The 14,510-nt window shown below is 74.2% G+C and carries 14 protein-coding genes and 1 pseudogene; 8 read left to right on the top strand and 7 right to left on the bottom strand.

The genetic code is table 11. The annotated features are described in order from the left end of the window. The first annotated feature begins 35 nt into the window (after positions 1 to 35). Genes rpmG through OG386_RS04385 form a run of 3 tightly spaced genes read left to right on the top strand, consistent with a single transcriptional unit; the run spans position 36 to position 1,615 of the window. The gene (gene rpmG / locus OG386_RS04375; protein ID WP_266607770.1) at positions 36 to 200 is read left to right on the top strand and encodes a 50S ribosomal protein L33; all 165 of its coding nucleotides are present in this window, start codon (positions 36 to 38) and stop codon (positions 198 to 200) included. Between the two features lie 30 nt (positions 201 to 230). Further along, positions 231 to 479, top strand: coding sequence for a type B 50S ribosomal protein L31 (locus OG386_RS04380; protein WP_328786828.1), 249 nt, complete (start codon positions 231 to 233; stop codon positions 477 to 479). After that, positions 476 to 1,615: a CobW family GTP-binding protein gene (locus OG386_RS04385; RefSeq protein WP_328786829.1), complete on the top strand. Its 1,140-nt coding sequence runs from the start codon at positions 476 to 478 to the stop codon at positions 1,613 to 1,615. Before OG386_RS04380 ends, OG386_RS04385 begins: the two co-directional genes overlap by 4 nt. Positions 1,616 to 1,670: 55 nt before the next feature. Here the strand turns inward: OG386_RS04385 and OG386_RS04390 are convergent, their stop codons facing one another. After that, entirely contained in the window at positions 1,671 to 1,913 is a 243-nt protein-coding gene (locus OG386_RS04390) for a DUF6158 family protein (protein WP_266607767.1), read from the bottom strand. Between the two features lie 32 nt (positions 1,914 to 1,945). Next, positions 1,946 to 2,983, bottom strand: coding sequence for a GlxA family transcriptional regulator (locus OG386_RS04395; RefSeq protein ID WP_328786830.1), 1,038 nt, complete (start codon positions 2,981 to 2,983; stop codon positions 1,946 to 1,948). 124 nt (positions 2,984 to 3,107) lie between these two features. Between OG386_RS04395 and OG386_RS04400 the strand changes: the two genes are divergently transcribed. The 3 genes and pseudogenes from OG386_RS04400 to OG386_RS04410 all read left to right on the top strand — a co-directional run. Beyond that, positions 3,108 to 4,070, top strand: a complete 963-nt coding sequence (locus OG386_RS04400) for an NADP-dependent oxidoreductase (protein ID WP_328786831.1) — start codon at positions 3,108 to 3,110, stop codon at positions 4,068 to 4,070. 83 nt (positions 4,071 to 4,153) lie between these two features. After that, the gene (locus OG386_RS04405; RefSeq protein WP_328786832.1) at positions 4,154 to 4,753 is read left to right on the top strand and encodes a TetR/AcrR family transcriptional regulator; all 600 of its coding nucleotides are present in this window, start codon (positions 4,154 to 4,156) and stop codon (positions 4,751 to 4,753) included. Beyond that, a pseudogene (locus OG386_RS04410) lies at positions 4,750 to 6,069 on the top strand (MFS transporter); the annotation flags it as partial. The gene OG386_RS04405 and the pseudogene OG386_RS04410, both read left to right, overlap by 4 nt. Here the strand turns inward: OG386_RS04410 and OG386_RS04415 are convergent. Continuing rightward, complete coding sequence (locus OG386_RS04415) at positions 6,031 to 6,939, bottom strand: LysR family transcriptional regulator (protein ID WP_328786833.1); 909 nt, start codon at positions 6,937 to 6,939, stop codon at positions 6,031 to 6,033. The pseudogene OG386_RS04410 and the gene OG386_RS04415 overlap by 39 nt on opposite strands. A 192-nt stretch (positions 6,940 to 7,131) precedes the next feature. Between OG386_RS04415 and OG386_RS04420 the strand changes: the two genes are divergently transcribed. After that, the gene (locus OG386_RS04420; RefSeq protein WP_328786834.1) at positions 7,132 to 7,671 is read left to right on the top strand and encodes a DUF6817 domain-containing protein; all 540 of its coding nucleotides are present in this window, start codon (positions 7,132 to 7,134) and stop codon (positions 7,669 to 7,671) included. Here OG386_RS04420 and OG386_RS04425 read toward each other — a convergent pair. Next, entirely contained in the window at positions 7,668 to 10,556 is a 2,889-nt protein-coding gene (locus tag OG386_RS04425; RefSeq protein ID WP_328786835.1) for a TIM-barrel domain-containing protein, read from the bottom strand. The genes OG386_RS04420 and OG386_RS04425 overlap by 4 nt on opposite strands. A 167-nt stretch (positions 10,557 to 10,723) precedes the next feature. Here OG386_RS04425 and OG386_RS04430 point away from each other — a divergent pair, with 167 nt between their 5' ends. Continuing rightward, positions 10,724 to 11,935, top strand: coding sequence for an FAD-dependent oxidoreductase (locus OG386_RS04430; protein WP_328786836.1), 1,212 nt, complete (start codon positions 10,724 to 10,726; stop codon positions 11,933 to 11,935). A 169-nt stretch (positions 11,936 to 12,104) separates the two neighbouring features. Here OG386_RS04430 and OG386_RS04435 read toward each other — a convergent pair whose 3' ends face one another. From OG386_RS04435 to OG386_RS04445, 3 genes are all read right to left on the bottom strand, one after another. After that, positions 12,105 to 12,326, bottom strand: a complete 222-nt coding sequence (locus OG386_RS04435) for a hypothetical protein (RefSeq protein WP_328786837.1) — start codon at positions 12,324 to 12,326, stop codon at positions 12,105 to 12,107. 143 nt (positions 12,327 to 12,469) lie between these two features. Continuing rightward, entirely contained in the window at positions 12,470 to 13,138 is a 669-nt protein-coding gene (locus tag OG386_RS04440; protein ID WP_328786838.1) for a response regulator transcription factor, read from the bottom strand. A 17-nt stretch (positions 13,139 to 13,155) separates the two neighbouring features. After that, positions 13,156 to 14,391 carry a sensor histidine kinase gene (locus OG386_RS04445; RefSeq protein ID WP_328786839.1) on the bottom strand — a complete coding sequence of 412 codons (1,236 nt, stop codon included), beginning with the start codon at positions 14,389 to 14,391 and terminating at the stop codon, positions 13,156 to 13,158. Between the last annotated feature and the right edge of the window lie 119 nt (positions 14,392 to 14,510).

Genomic DNA, 14,510 nt, shown 5'->3' on the forward strand with positions numbered 1-14,510 from the left:
ATTGAAAATGACATTCGTTTCCGTATACTGCCTTCATGGCACGTAACGAAGTACGCCCGATCGTCAAGCTCCGCTCCACCGCGGGCACCGGCCACACGTACGTCACCCGCAAGAACCGGCGCAACGACCCCGACCGCATGGTGCTGCGCAAGTTCGACCCGGTCGTCCGTCGGCACGTCGACTACCGCGAAGAGCGCTGACCCGCCCCACCCCTCCCGAAGGAGCGCACCGTGAAGCCTGGAATCCACCCCTCCTACGGCCCCGTCGTCTTCCGCGACAAGGCCGCCGACTTCGCCTTCCTCACCCGGTCGACCGCCACCAGTGACAAGACGGTCGAGTGGGAGGACGGCCACGCCTATCCCGTCGTCGACGTCGAGATCTCCTCGCAGAGCCACCCCTTCTACACCGGCACCGCCCGCGTCCTGGACACCGCCGGCCGCGTCGAGCGCTTCCAGCGCCGCTACGGGAGCAAGCCGTGACCTTGCCCGTCGTCATCGTCGGCGGGCTCCACGGCGACGCCCGCCGCAGCGCGGTACGGGAGCTGCTGGCCTCCGTACCGGGCAGCGTCGCCCTCCACCACGACCTGGCCACGGCGGCTCGGGGCACCGTGCGGCGCCTGGTGCGGGACGCCTCGGGCGAGCTGTCCCGGGGCGGGGCCCCGCTCGTGAACGGCTGCGCGTGTTGCGCGTTGCGCGAGGACCTGCTCCCCGAGCTGTGGCGCCTCGCCGCGGACGGACTGACCCGGCTCGCCGTCGAACTGTGGGACTCCGTCGAACCGCGCGCCATGGCCGAGGTCGTGGCCGCGCACGGCGGCGAAGCCCTGGAGCTCACCAATGTGATCACTGCCGTCGACCCCGCCCTCGTCCTGCCGTACCTCGCCAACGGGGACGACCTGGCCGAAGCCGGGCTCGCCGCGGCCCCCACGGACCGGCGGACCGTCGGGGACACCTGGGCCCGGCAGCTGGAGTACGCCCCCGTCCTCGCGCTCGTGGACGGCGCGGACGCGGGCGACGAGGACCGCGCCCTGCTGGCCCAGCTGCAGCCGACCGCCCGCCGGGTGGAGACGGGGTCCGGCGAGCTGGCGCGCGCGGCCTTCGCCGGATTCGACGTCGAGGCGGCGGCCGCCGCCCAGCATCCGGCCTGCGCGCTGTTGCCGCAGGATGCGGACGAGGCCGGGGTCGCCACGCTCGTGTGGCACCGCCACCGCCCCTTCCACCCGGAGCGGCTCTACGAGGCCCTGGAGGACCTCGTGGCCGCTGCCACCCGCAGCCGCGGCCGCTTCTGGCTCGCCGACCGCCCCGACACCCTGCTGGCCTGGGACTGCGCGGGCGGCGCGCTCCGCGTGGAGGGCAGCGGCCCGTGGCTGGCCTCGCTGCCGGACGCCGCGTGGGAGATGGTGCCCGCCGTGCGCAGGGCGGCGGCAGCGCTGGGCTGGCATCCCGAGCACGGCGACCGCTGCCAGCACCTGGTCTTCACCGCGCCCGGCCTCGACCGCGACGGGCTGGCGGAGGTCCTCGACTCGTGCCTGCTGACCGAAGCCGAGTTCGCCGCCGGGCGGGAGGCGTGGAAGCGCCTGCCGACCGCCTTCGGCGCCCTCCTCGACCCCGTCTCCTGACCGTCCGACAGGCCCGGTCCGGGCCCGGTCACCCATCCGGGCCCGGTCACCGTTCCTAGTCGCCGGCGCTGCGGGCGCGGGCTCCCGAGCGGGTGCGGCCCGCGGTCTGGGCCCGCTGCGGGTGGCGGCGCACGTACTCGTGCTCCAGCTCGTTCATCCGCTTCGTGTGGGTGACCAGGGCGTCGTCGGACCCGTGCAACAGGGTCTCGTGGCGCGTGCGGTGGATGGCCTCCAGCTCCTTGAGCAGCCGGCCCTCCTCCAGTTTCTGCGCCGACGGACCGCCGTCGTGCTCCGTCATGGCACGTGCACCTCCTCCACCGGGCCGCGGGATCAGACTGGGCCTACCTCCCCGGCCACTCCATCATGCCCCGCACCACGGGACCGGGCCTCCGGGGCCGGGCGCGTTCCGCGCGTCGCGCGGAAGGTGCGGCGGTACGCGTGGGGAGAGACGCCGATGGCGGTGCGCAGGTGCTGGCGCAGCGAGGCTCCGGTACCGAGGCCCGTGCGGGCGGCCACCGTGTCGACCGGCCAGTCCGTGGTCTCCAGCAGGTACCGGGCCCGCTCGATCCGTTGCTGCACGAGCCATCGTCCCGGGCTCGCTCCGACCTCGTCCCGGAAGCGGCGGGTGAAGGTCCGGACGCTGACCTTCGCGTGCGCGGCCATGTCGGCGAGGGTCAGGGGGTCGCCGAGCCGCTCCAGCACCCAGGCGCGGGTGGGCGCGGTACCGCCGGCCGTGGGCGCGGGGACGGGGCGGCGGATGTACTGCGCCTGCCCGCCGTCGCGCCACGGCGGAACGACACAGGCGCGCGCGACCTCGTTGGCGATCGCGCTGCCGTGGTCGCGGCGGACGATGTGCAGGCACAGGTCGATGCCGGCGGCGACCCCGGCCGAGGTCAGGACGTCGCCGTCGTCGACGAACAGCACGTCGGGGTCGACGCGGACCCGGGTGAACGTCCGTCGGAGCCGATCGGCCTCACGCCAGTGGGTGGTGGCCGGGCGGCCGTCGAGGAGACCCGCCGCGGCCAGGACGTAGGTGCCGGTGCAGATCGCCACCATGCGCGTGCCGGGACGGACGGCGGCGAGTGCGGTGCGCAGGGCGTCCGGGAGGCGGCCTTCGGTCCGGATCGGCCCCAGGTCGCGGGAGGGCGGGATCACCACCGTGTCGACGCCGGCCAGGACGGACGCGTCGTGGCTGACGGCGAGTCGGTAGTCGGCGTCGGTCCGTACCGGGTGACCGTCCAGGCTGCACGTGGTCACGGAGTAGAGGGGGTTGCCCTCCGGGTCGCGTGCCGCTCCGAAGACGCGGGCCGCGATGCCCAGTTCGAACGGCATCACACCCTCCAGGGCGAGGACTCCGATGTGGTGCATGACCCGATCCTTTCAGGTGTTGGCCATCGGGCCACTATCTGGTCCCTCCCGCTCACGGCAGCCTGGGCACGTGCCCCGGCGAAGGGGTACGAACCCACGGATATTCCCCCGGAGAGCGATCGCCATGACCCACGAAGCCCGTCCGATGATGCGAGCCGTCACCCAGGACCGCCCCGGCGGACCGGAGGTGCTCCGGCTCGCCCTGACCGAGCGGCCGAGTCCCGGCCCGACCGAGATCCTGGTCCGGGTGCACGCCGCGGGCGTCAACCCGGCGGACTGGAAGATCCGGTCGCGCGGCGTGTTCTCGACGGGCGCCACGACCCCGTTCACCCTGGGCTTCGACGTATCCGGCGTCGTCGAGGCGGTCGGCCGGGGCGTCACCGTCTTCCGGCCCGGCGACGCCGTGTTCGGCATGCCGCGCTTCCCGCATCCGGCCGGCGCCTACGCCGACTACGTCACGGCCCCGGCCCGCCATTTCGCCCACCGTCCCGCACGGCTCGACCACATCCACGCGGCGGCCCTTCCGCTGGCGGCCCTCACCGCCTGGCAGGCCCTGGTCGACACGGCCGGCATCGGGCCGGGCACACGGGTCCTGATCCACGCGGCGGCGGGTGGGGTCGGCCACCTCGCCGTGCAGATCGCCAAGTCCCGGGGCGCGTACGTGATCGGCACCGCCCGTGAGGCCGGGCACGGCTTCCTGCGCGCGCTGGGTGCCGACGAGCTCGTCGACCACACCCGCCAGGACTTCGCGGAGGCCGTGAGCGGCGTCGACGTCGTCCTCGACGCCGTCGGGCCCGCCTACTGGTCCCGCTCGCTGAGCACCCTGCGGCCGGGCGGAACGCTGGTCTCGATCGTCCCTCCGGACGAGACCTTCCCCGCCGACCGGGCCCGCGCGGCCGGGGTGCGCGCGGTGTTCATGCTCGTCGAGCCCGACCAGGCCGCGCTGCGCGCGATCGCCTCCCTGGTCGACAGCGGCCGGCTGCGGGTCGAGGTCGGGGCGGTGGTCCCCCTGGAAGAGGTGTCGAGGGCGCACGCGCTCGGCGAGGGCGGGCGCACCCGGGGAAAGATCGTCCTGTCTCTGGCCTGACGCTCCGTCGACACCTCCGCCCGGACGTCCGCAGCACGTCAGGGTGAGTAGACACTGTCTACTCACCCTGGTAGACAGTGTCCATGGACCAAGAGGGACCGCTCCGGGAGCGGCTGATCGACGTAGGTGTGGAACTCGTCGTGAGCGAGGGCGCCGGCGCTCTCGGGCTGCGGGAGATCGCCCGCCGGGCGGGTGTCTCGCACGGGGCGCCGCGCCGGTACTTCCCCACCCACCAGTCCCTGCTGTCGGCGATCGCCCGGCGCGGGTTCGAGGATCTCGGGGTGCGCATCGCGGCCTCGACCGGTGCGCCGGAGCTGTCCCCGCGGGAACGGGTGCGAACGATCGGGTGCGCGTACGTCGGCTACGCGCTGGAGCACGCGGGGATGTTCGCGCTGATGTTCCGGCACGACCTGCTGGACAGTACGGGCCGGGGGCCCTCCGAGGGGCCGCGGCTGCGGGAGTCGACGCTCCCGATGTTCGATCTCCTCGTAACGCTCGTCCGCCGGAGCGGGGCGGCCGAACCCTCCGTCACCGCCGCCGCGTTGTGGGCCAACCTGCACGGCATCGCGCAGTTGTGGCGCTGGGGCAGTCTGCAGCTGGCCCTCAGCGGCGCGCCGGTCGACGGCGTCGAGCGGCTCGTCGGAGCCGCTGTCGAGGCGCACCTCGGTCCGGAGCCCGTATGAGGCGGCGGACATCGCTCCTCGTCAGCGTGGCGGGAGCCATGCTCGTCGCGCTGGACGGCACCGTGCTGACCGTGGCCCAGCCGAGTCTCCGGCGCGACCTCGGGGCGAGCGTGGCGCAGGTCCAGTGGACCAGTACCGCCTATCTGCTGGCCGTGGCCGCGTTCCTGGTCGTGGCCGGGCGCCTCGGCGACCGGTACGGGCACCCCCGACTGTTCCTCGTCGGCGTCCTCGGCTTCGCCGCGGCGTCGGCCGGCATCGTGTGCGCGCCCGGCGTGGGCTGGGTGATCGCGCTGCGCGCCGCGCAGGGCGTCTTCGGCGCGCTGCTGCAGCCCGCGACGCTGGCGCTGCTGCGGCTCGCGTACCCGCCCGACCGGCTCGCCACTGCAGTCGCCGTGCGGACCAGCGCGATCGGACTGGCCGCGGCGGCCGGCCCGTTGCTCGGGGGCCTGTTGGTCGCGCGGTGGGACTGGCGGGCGGTGTTCGTGATCAATGTGCCGGTGGCCCTGGTGATCGCCGCGCTCACGCTCGCCGTACGGGCCCCCGCGCCACCGCGGACGGAGCGCGGGCACGGGCGGCTGGAGCTCACCGGCGCCGCCCTGCTCGCCACCGCCCTCGCGGTGTTCGTGCACGCGCTGGTCGGCGTGCCCGCGTACGGGTGGACCGCCGCGCCCACCGTCATCGGTTTCGCCGCCGCTGCCGGACTCGCAGCCCTGTTCGTACGCCGTGAGCGGCGGGCCGCGCTGCCGTTCGTCCCGCGCGCCGTGGCCCGGTCCACGGCGGTGGCGGCCTCGATCGGGTTGCTGCTGATCGTCTCCGCGGGCATGTTCGGGGCGCTGTTCACGGCCACGTTCCAGCTCCAGGACGTCGAGGGACTGGACCCGCTCGCCACCGGCGTGCGGGTGCTGCCGCTGACCGCGCTGATGGTGGCGGGGGCGCCGGTGGCGGGCCTGGCGTTGCGCCGGTTCGGTGCGCGGCGGACCGCGCTGGCCGGTACGGGGCTGGTCGTTGCCGGCATCGCCGGGCTGGGCTCCGCGTCCCCGGTGGCCTTCGGGGTGCTCGGCGCCGGGTTCACCACCGTCATGGTCACCGCCACCGGGGCCGTGGTCGGCGAGGCCCCGGCCGGATACGCCGGGGTCGTCGGGGGGCTCAAGCAGACGGCCATGAACGTGGGCCCGGCCCTCGGGATCGCGGTCGCCGCGAGCGCCGGACAGGACGGCTCGTCGCTGGTGGCGCTGATGGCGCTGGCCGCGCTGACGGCCGGAGGGCTGGTGGTGGCGTCACTGCTGCCTGGCGGCGCGCGCCCGGCAGCTGCGGGCGACCTCGTCGGCGAAGACCAGGGCGGGCGGGGAGAGGGCGGCCCAGCGGCGGACGGCCCAGCCGACCGCCAGCGGCGGCAGGGCGGGGATCGGCACGAGGCGCAGCGGGCCGGCGGAGCCGGGCACCCGCCAGCCGGGCAGCGCGGGCACGACGGCGTGTCCGAGGCCTAGTTCGGCGAGCAGCAGGGCGGTATCCCAGTCGGCCACGCTGGTGTCGGAGCTGACCCGGATGCCGGATTCGGCGAAGGCGGCGTCGAGGTGGGCGCGGGAGGCGGAGTTCTTGGGGAGCCGGATGTGGCGGATGTCGGCGAGGTCGGCGGGGTCGATGCGGGGGCGGGCGGCGAGGGGGTCGTCCGCGCCGACGGCGAGTACCCAGGGCAGTTCCATGACGGGGCGCAGCTCGATGCCGCGGACCGGGCCGCCGATGGTGATCCAGGCGAGGTCGAGGTCGTCGCAGGCGAGGGCGTCGAGGCAACTGCGGATGGAGTTCTCGGTCTGGAACTCCAGGATCACCTCGGGGTGGCGGCGGCGGAAGGTGACGACGGCCTCGGACATGAAGTGCCGCACCGTCGTCGCGCCGGTGGTGACGCGGACCGTGCCGCCGCCGCCCCGGACGAGGTCCTCCACGCGGCGCAGGGCGCCGTCGAGTCCGGCGATGCCGTCGGCGGCGGCCCCCTGGAGGATGCGGCCCGCCTCGGTGGGTACCACGCCGCGGGCGTGGCGCTCCAGGAGGCTCGTGCCGGTCTGCTTCTCGAGGCGGCGGACGTGCTGGCTGACGGCCGACTGGGTGCAGCCGAGGTCGCGGGCCACTGCGCTGAGGCTGCCGGCCCGGCAGACGGCCACGAACACACGAAGATCGTCGAGGGTCATGAGGCCCAAGTTATCGCTTGGAGGTGGGGAGCAAATCGGAGGATTGACTTGGGTTTTGGATGGGATCAAGATCGATGCAGGGCCCGGGCGGCAACCCGTCCCTGCCCGCGCCACGGGGTCCGGAACCCAGGCACGGACGGGGCCGGGTGTCGACCCACCCGGCCCGCCCCCATCGACCGGAGGGACGAGCCGGTGTCGGACCACGCCGTCGCATGGCTGCGGAAGCTCGGAGCACAGGAGATCGCCCATCCGGGCGGGACCCTCCTCGCGCACCTCGAACGCGTCCAGGGGCTCCTCGGTTCCTGGGGGGCGCGGCCCGCGCTCCGGCGAGCGGGCCTGTGCCACGCGTTCTACGGTACGGACGGTTTCCCCACCGCCCTGCTGCCGCTCGCCCGGCGGGCCGAACTGGCCGCGGTGATCGGCGACGAGGCCGAGGAGATCGTGTACCTGTACGCCGCCTGCGACCGGGCGGCTTCGTATCCGACGCTCGCCGGCGAGGAGGCGGCCTTCCAGGACCGGTTCACCGGCCGCGTGCACTCCCCCGCCCTGGAGCTCCGGCGGGACCTCGCCGAGCTGTCGGCGGCCAACGAGCTCGACCTCGCGCGGATCGATCCCGCCTTCCGCGAGGCGTGGGGAGCCGAACTCCTCGCCCTGTTCACACGGCTGCGCGGACTGCTGAGCGAGCCGGCCCGGCGGGAGTGCCGGGCCGTGCTCGGTGATCGGGAGGGTTAGGGGGCGGGCCGGCCGGTGAGGGTGATCTCGGCGGCGCTGGTCCACGGGCCGCGGCCGCCCGCCTCGGTCAGTGCTTTCAGGCGGAGGTAGCGGCCGCTCTTCGGGGTGAGGGCCGCGGTCTTGGCGGCCGCGGTGTCGGCGAAGGCGCCGCTGGCCACCGGTGGCCCCCAGTTGGTGGCGGTGTCGCAGACGTAGACCTCGTAGCCGCCGATCCGGCCGTTGACCCCGCCGTCCTGGCGGGGCAGGTAGCCGAGGCCGTCCACCGTGTAGCGGGCGCCGAGGTCGATCTGGATCTCGTGCGGGAGCGGGGCGGGCTCCGTCGAGGACCAGGCCGTGTGCCACACGGTGGCCGGGTTCCCGTCGAAGGCGCGCGCGGCCGCGCCGTTCTCGGCCGCGGTCTCCTGGCTGTCGGCGTGGACCAGGGACCATGCCGACCGGTCGAGCGGAGCGGACGGGGGCAGGGCCGCGGCCGCGGGGACGCTCGTGCCGGTGGCGGAGACGCTGAACGCGCCCGCCGTGTCGGGCGTCTTGATCCAGAGGACGCCGGAGCGGTCCGCCGGGTCGAAGTACCAGCCGGACGCGGCCAGGTCGTAGGCGGCCTTGGAGGCCAGGCCCGGCACGGGGGTCCCGTCCCGGGTGACGGTGGTGGGTGCGGTGGCCACGTGCAGGGTGAACTCGTAGCCGCGGGAGGCCGGTTTGCCGGTGTAGCTGCCGGTGGGGGCGCCCACGGAGACGGTGACCGTGCCCGGGCCGGCCGTCGGGGCGGTGACGTCGACGCGCTGGCGGGCGTAGGCACCGGACCGGTACGCGCGGGTGCGGCCGTCGTCCTCGTAGAGGCTGAAGGTGGAGGTGCCGCGCGGGTGGATGTCGTAGGTGAGGGTGGAGACGGGCTTCTCGCCGGTGTGGTTCATCTGCGGCCACATCGGGACGACGGCGCCGCCCTTGACGAAGAGCGGCAAGGTGTCGAGCGGTGCCCGGTACCCGTTCAGCCACCCCGGGCCCGCGTACGTACGGCCCGTCCAGTAGTCGGTCCAGGTCCCGGCGGGCAAGTAGATGCCGTCGCGGACCGAGGTGTCGGAGACGACGGGGGCGACCAGGAGGGAGTCGCCGGCCATGAACTGGCCGCTGGTGAGGTTGCCGCGGGCCACCGGGTCGTCGGGGTACTCCAGGACCATGGCGCGGGTGCTGGGTACGCCGCTCTCGTGGGCGACGCGGCTCATCGTGTACAGGTACGGCATCAACCGCATCTTGAGCTGGAGGTACTTGCGGTTGATGGACAGGTACGGCTCGGCGAAGCGCCAGGGCTGTTTGTCCTGGTAGCCGGCGGACGGGCCCGTCGCGCCCCAGCCGGACATGGTCATGAAGGCCGGGGTGAAGGCCTTCCACTGGAGGTCCCGGGTGTACGTCTGCGGGCTGCCGCCGAAGATGCCGTCGACGTCGCCGGCCGCGTAGTTGAGGGCGGAGAGACCCGCTCCGGTGATGGCGGGGACGTGCCAGCGCATGTCGTCCCAGGTGCCGTGGGTGTCGCCGGTCCAGACGACGGCGTTGCGCTGGGTGCCCGCCCAGCCGTCGACGGTCCAGACGTAGCGCCGGGCGTCGGAGTTCTTCTCGATGCCGTCGACCGCCTGCTGGACGCCCTGGAAGGCGGTCTTGTATCCGCCGCCGATCCAGGCGACGTCGGTCTTGACGCCGCGGCTGCCGGCCGCGGCGACCTCGTCGGCGATGGAGCCGAGTCCGGTGGAGGTCCACAGGCCCGTCTGGAAGCCCTTGGCCTTCAGGGCGTCCACCGTCGACTTGAGGGGCGCGGTGTAGCCGCAGCCGTAGCCGTCGTTGGGCAGGAACCAGCCCGAGGGCATGTCGGCGGCCCGGGCGTCGGCCGCGTAGCCGACGACGTCGGGGGTGCTCTGGTGGCGGAGCCGGTCGTGATCGCCCTGGTAGTCGGGGTTGGAGGCGTTGAAGCAGTCGGCGTTGCCGAGCTCGAAGCCCCACATCGGCGCCATGAACGGCTTCCCGCTGACGTCGGTGTACGCGTCGAGCACGGACTTGAGGGAGTCGCCGGTGAAGTACCAGGCGTCGAAGCGCTTCTCGTCGTGGGTGAGGGTGGTGGGCGCGTCGAAGCCGTAGGAGCCCGGGGCCCAGGTGTTGCGCATGACGCCGTAGCCGTTGGTGGACATGTAGAAGGGTGCGGGGCTGGCGTTGTCGTTCTCGCGCCACTTGTTGTCGACGGCGATCGGGACGGTCTTGCCGCGCAGCGCCCACTCGCCCAGCCGCAGGCCGGTGCCGTAGAACTGCTCGTCCGCGCCCCGGGCCAGGTACTGGGTGGTCCGGCCGCCGGTCCAGCTGGTGGGCCGGGTCTCCTGCCAGACGGGCGTGGTGTCGTCGGCGCGGAAGACGGAGAACCGCAGGGGCTTCTTGTTGACGCGGATGGAGAGGGATCCGGTGGTGATCCGGTAGTACGCGCCGGCGTCCGAGTGACTCGTGGCCACGGGGCCGAAATCGGTGGTGGGCGCGAGGTCGGTGCCGGCCGGGTCGTGGGTGAAGGACCCGTCGGGCGAGAGCCAGAGACGGAAGATGTCGGCGCGGGCGACGACCACCCGGGCCTTGGCTCCGCCGGATGCCGTGACGGTGAAGGTGTTCCCGGACCGGGTGAAACCGGTGACGTCGCCCGCGGTCGCCGTGGCTCCGGCGGGGGCGGAAGAGACGGCGGGGGCGGCCGCTGCGGGTAAGGCGACCGGTCCGGCGGCGGCCAACCCCGCCACGGTGAGGATGGCGGCGAGCAGGGCGGCGGCCGGGGTGCGCCGCCTGCGCCGCCGCCGTGCCGCGTGAACTCGGCTGCTTGTCGGGCCTTGCCGACCCTGGCTCCTGCGGATGCTTGGCAGTCTCATGGGGCAGCTCCTCGTGCGGTCCGGGACACGGACACAGCTCCTTGGCATGCTCCCGGCAAGATAGCGCTCGGATGGGCCTTGATGAAAGATGATGCTCGAAGTCGACTTCTCCCAAGCATCTTTGAGCATCTGTCGGGCAGTGGTGCGACCTGGATAGAGTGCGGGTCATGGTGGCCTACGACGTCGACGTGGCAGTGGTGGGGGCGGGACCGGTCGGGCTGAGCGCCGCACTGCTGCTCGCCCGGGCCGGTCTCGGGGTGGTGGTGCTCGAACGCCGTCCCGGACCGGTCACCGAGTCCCGTGCGACCGACCTGCACGCACGGACCCTGGAGGCCCTGACCCCGAGCGGACTGGCCGGATCCCTGCTCCCGCTCGGCCGACGCGTGGACGCGGTGGAGATGTGGTCGGGGCGGCGCCAGCTCGGCGGCTTCGACCTGGCCCGGCTGCGCTCCCCGTACCCGTACATCCTCACCGTGCCGCAGTGCGCGACCGAGGGTCTGCTCGCCGCGGAGGCCGAGCGCACCGGGGTGCGCGTCCACCGCTCGACGGCCGTCCGGTCGGTCGACGAGGACGCCGACGGCGTCACCGTACGGTCGGACGCGCTCGGGCCGGTGCGCGCCCGCTGGGTCGTGGCGGCCGACGGCGCGTCCAGTACCCTCCGCGCCCTGGCCGGCACGGCGTTCCGCGGCCGGACGTACGCCGGCGCGTGGCAGCTCGCCGACCTGCGGGTGGAGGATCCCTCACTGGATCCGGCCCGGGTCCACATGGTCGGCGGTCCGCGCGGCCTGCTCGTCGTGCTCCCGATGCACCTCGACGGCTGGGCCCGGGTCGTGCTGCACCTGCCGCACGGCCGGACGGCGGGCGGCGGCTCGAGCGGCCCGGAGGGCATCGCCGCCGAGGCGGCGGCCCGGGGGTGGACGGCGGCCGTCCGCGAGTGTCGCTGGACCAGCACCTTCCGCACGCACCGGCGCCTCGCCGCGCACGACGGGAGGCGGCGGGTACTGCTGATCGGTGACGCCGCCCACGTGTGCAGCCCGATCGGCGGACAAGGGCTCAACCTCGGGCTGCGGGACGCCGTCTCCCTCGCCGCGGCGCTGCCCGACGCCACCGCCCGCGGCGGCCCGACCGACGCCGGACTCGCCGCCTGGCGCCGCGCCCGCCGGGCCGACGCGCTGGGCGTCCTCGCCCGCACCGACCTCGCCACCCGTGCCTGGACCCTGCGCTCGGCGCCCGCCCGCGCCGTACGGGACACGGCGGTACGGGGCGCCCTCACCACGGCGGCCGGCCGCCGCCTGCTCGCCGAGGCGGTCGCCGGCCCCCGCCCCGGACCAGCGGGGACGTCTCCTCCGGAAGTCGCCGGACGGGCCCGCGGCGTCTGACGTCGTACATCGCAAGGCGGCGGCGCGGGTCAGGCACGTTCCGCAGGGGAGGGCCCGGCGTCCGCACGGGGGTCGGGCGGAGGCGCGCCTCGCGGCGGAACACCCGGTGGATCATCGCCATTTCGCGGGTGTAGGGGGCACGGCACGTGCAACCGACGTGCCACGACCGTCAGAAGGGCGGGAGCGGCGGGGTGACCGCCAGGACCGGCGGGGCCGGGGAGGACCAGCGGTGGCCGCAGGGGTCGAAGACCAGGGTCACCGCCCGCCCCGGCCGCTGGCGCCAGGAGATGCGTTCCGGTGCGCCGGCGCACACCGGGCAGCAGGGCAGCGGGCGGGGCTCCGGCAGGCACTCGGGGGCGGCCGTGAGCGGCGTGGCGTGCGGATCGCGCATGGAGGCTCCCTGGTCGCACGGTTGGACTGATCGCACTGTGCCATGGACCGGCCCGTGTGCGCACGGGCGAATCGTCCAGTGTTCTGGCTGGTCAGAGGTGCGGTCCGCAGGAGGAATCCGGCCCTCTTCCGGGCACTTGGTGATCAACCGCTCCCGCTACCGACCTCCACCAGGCCCGATTCGTACGCCGCGATCACCGCTTGGGCACGGTCGCGCACGCCCAGCTTGCCGAAGATGCCGGTGATGTGGTTCTTGACCGTGGAGACGCTGATGTCCAGTTCCGCGGCCATCTCGGCGTTGCCCCGGCCGGTGGCCATGAGCCGCCAGATCTCCAGCTCGCGCGGGGTGAGTTCAAGGGGGGGCTCGGCCGCCCACGAGCGCGGCCGCGCGGGGGTGCGTACGTAGGCGGAGAGGAGTCGGCTGAGCAGCCGCGGCGCGACCGCTGCCTCGCCGGTGTGGACGATGCGGACCGCGGCGATCAGCTCCTCCGGGGAGACGTCCTTGGGCAGGAAGCCGTACGCACCGGCGCGCAGGGCGGCGACCACGTACTCGTCCATGTCGAAGGTGCTGAGGGCCAGGACACGGGTCTCGGGGAGCGTGCGCGCGAGTTCCTCGGTGGCCTTGACCCCGTCCATGACCGGCATGCGGATGTCCATGACGACCACGTCGGGTCGCACCTCGTGGGCGAGTGCCACGGCCCGGGCCCCGTCCTCGGCCTCGCCCACGACCTCGAACTCCGGGTCGGGGCCCAGGATGAGGGCCAGGCCGCGCCGGACCAGCGGCTGGTCGTCGGCGATGAGTACGCGGATCATCCGTACGGTTCCTCTCTTCAGGCGGGGTCGTGGACCGGGAGAGGGATCCGGGCCGCCACCCGGAACCCGCCGCCCGCGAGGGCTGCGGCCTCCAGGGTGCCGCCCTGCAGGGCGACCCGCTCGTGCATACCGATCAGACCGTACCCGGAGCGCGCCGTGAGGCGTGCGGGCAGTGCCTGCGCTCCCGCTCCGTCGTCGCGCACCTCCACGCCGACCTCGTCCCCGCGGTACGTGAGCCGTACGTGGGCCCGCGCCCGGCCCGCGTGCTTGCGGGTGTTGGTCAGGGCCTCCTGGACGATCCGGAAGACGGTGAGGCCCACGGTCGGCGGGAGGGGGCGGACCGGCCCGTCCACGGTGAACTCGGTCTCCGTTCCGGCCAGCCGGGACTCGGTGATGATCCGGCCGAGATCGTCCGCCCCGGGCTGCGGCGCCGGCGGGGTCTGTTCCGGTTCCTCCCCTGCCCGTAGCACGTCGAGGAGTTGGCGCATCTCGCGCAACGCCATCCGCCCGGAGTCCTCCAGGGTGACCAGCGCCTCCCGGGACACCTCGGGGTCGTACGCCAGGTTGGCCCGCGCCCCGCCGGCCATCAGCTGCATGGTGGTGATGTGGTGGGCGACGATGTCGTGCAGTTCGCGCGCGATCCGGCGGCGCTCCTCGGCCACCGCCCGGTCGGCGAGCAGCGTCCGCTGGGCCTCGGCCTCCCGTTGCCGATGGTTGACCACCACGGCCGCGGTGACGGTGATGAGGGCGGCCACCGCGTTCGCGGCCAGGCCCCACCAGCCGTAGGGCAGCGGCCAGCCGCGTTGGCCCGCGGATACGAGCGGTACCGCCGCGACCACCGTCGCCGCGACCACGGCGGGTCGGCTCACCCTGACCACCGAGTAGAGGGCGATCGTGAGGGTGAGGCTGAAGTGCGGGGACAGCGGGGCGGAGAGGTTCACCAGGGCGCCGAGGCCCAGTACGGCGGCGAGGACCGGCAGCGGGTGGACGCGCCGGGCGAGCAGGGGCATCGCCGAGACGACCAGCAGGGCGGCCGCGGTCACGCTGAGGGACCCGCCCTCGGTCAAGGATCCCAGGGAGAAACCCACGAGGTCGGTGGCACCGGCCGCTACCGCCACGAGCGCGTCGTTGCGCGTCCAGGGCCCGCGCTCGCCGGCCCCGTCCGCACCCCCGTCCGCATCCGCGACCGCATCCGTAGTCGTGCTCGCACGCGTACCCGCACCCATGCCCATCCCCATGCCCATGCCCCCCATGCCGCTCGTCCTTCCCCCCGGTGATCCATTCTGGCACCGGGCGCCGGCCGAGCCGCCCGACCACGGTCGGGGCCCGTACTAGGACCGGAGTCCTGGTCTGCGCGGACGGCCGGACCCTG

The sequence above is a fragment of the Streptomyces sp. NBC_00273 genome, assembly GCF_036178145.1.
GTDB lineage: Bacteria > Actinomycetota > Actinomycetes > Streptomycetales > Streptomycetaceae > Streptomyces.